Raw genomic sequence first — 1,107 nt, forward strand, 5'->3', positions numbered from 1 at the left:
CCGGTCTCGCGTGGGCTCGGAGATGGGTATAAGAGACAGGCTCGTTCCTGCGCAACCTCCTGGACTCGCACCCCTGTCCGCACATCGCGACGGACAGCGAAGGCACGGTGACGCTGTGGAGCCGCGCGGCGGCCCGCATGTGGAACCGCACCGAGGGGGAGGTCCTGGGCAAGCGGCTGGCCTCGCTGGGACTGCCGGGCTTGAGCGGCGACCTGCTCGTCGAGCAGAGCCAGCGCGTGCGCTCCAGCGCCTCCGACAGGGAGGTGTCCGACGGGATGATGGAGGTCTCCAGCGGAGAGCCCATCGCCCTGCGCATCCAGGTGGTGCCGCTGCGCGAGTCGGCGGGCGGACGGCAGGGCCTGCTGTACATCATCCACGACGTCACCCACCTGCGCGGCGTGGAGCAGAACCTGCGCGCGGCGCAGGAGGAGCTGCAGGCCATGCAGCTGCGGATGCAGTCCTCCACGGAGGAGCTGCGCGCGTCCAACGAGGAGCTGGAGACGACCAACGAGGAGCTCCAGTCCGCCAACGAGGAGCTGCAGACGACCAACGAGGAGCTCCAGTCCACCAACGAGGAGCTGGAGACGACCAACGAGGAGCTGCAGTCCGCCAACTCGGAGCTGGACGCCACCAACCGGGAGCTGGCGCACCGCACGCTGGAGATGGACGCGCTCACCTTCTGCCAGCGCACCATCATCCGCACCCTCTCCGCCGCGGTGCTGGTGCTGGATGGCGACGGCCGCATCACCACCTGGAACCTGGCCGCCGAAAGGCTCCTGGGCCTCACCGAGCGTGAGACGGTGGGCCAGCTGTTGTGGTCCCTGCACGTGCCCGCGCTGAAGCGCGCGCTGCTGCTCAAGCTGCGCCGCCACCTGCAGGAGAAGCGCTCGCTGCGCCTGGAGAGCGTCCCCTACCAGCTGCCGCACGGGGGCAAGGGGAGCGCCACGCTGGTGGCCACGCCGCTCATCACCGACACGCACGTGCTGGGCTCCATCATCCTCTTCGAGGACACCACCCGCACCACCGCGCTCCTCGAGGAGAACCGGCAGCTGCAGGAGAAGCTCAAGGGATGAGCCCCCACCGCGCGCCCCCGCCCGCGTCCTCCAC

1 protein-coding gene is annotated in these 1,107 nt (G+C 69.8%); it reads left to right on the forward strand.

The features are described from left to right. The first annotated feature begins 47 nt into the window (after nt 1-47). The gene (locus tag D7X55_RS39600; protein ID WP_255425059.1) at nt 48-1,073 is read left to right on the forward strand and encodes a PAS domain-containing protein; all 1,026 of its coding nucleotides are present in this window, start codon (nt 48-50) and stop codon (nt 1,071-1,073) included. Nucleotides 1,074-1,107 lie beyond the last annotated feature (34 nt).

The organism is Corallococcus sp. AB049A (assembly GCF_003668885.1).
Taxonomy (GTDB): domain Bacteria; phylum Myxococcota; class Myxococcia; order Myxococcales; family Myxococcaceae; genus Corallococcus; species Corallococcus interemptor.